Below are 255 nucleotides of genomic sequence, written 5' to 3'. Positions count from 1 at the left end.
TGCCTGCATTGGCCGTCAGATCCAGCGTCACGACGGTCGTCGCACCGATCTTGCCGACGATCTGCGTGTCCGAGACACGGCTCCAGACCAGGCCTGCGCTCGTCGACAGAGTGCTCAGGTCCGTACCGAACTTCAGCGAGGCAATCGCATCCGAGCCTGCCGTAAAGGTGATGGCATCTTGGGCAAAGTCAGGGTTGGCAGGCGTACTGCCGCCAGCCAGGTTCTGGTCATCCAGCGCCAGGGTGATGACCCCGC

The 255-nt window shown here is 63.1% G+C and carries 1 protein-coding gene; it reads right to left on the bottom strand.

The genetic code is table 11. From position 1 onward, the window contains the following. On the bottom strand, positions 1–255 hold a 255-nt coding region (locus tag IB213_RS17940), incomplete at both ends, for a hypothetical protein (RefSeq protein ID WP_192408193.1).

The sequence above is a fragment of the Comamonas sp. CMM02 genome (genome assembly GCF_014851485.1).
In the GTDB taxonomy this organism is placed as follows: domain Bacteria; phylum Pseudomonadota; class Gammaproteobacteria; order Burkholderiales; family Burkholderiaceae_C; genus Comamonas; species Comamonas avium.
Note: the sequence above shows the minus strand (reverse complement) of the source record. Positions and strands in the feature narration are given on the sequence as shown.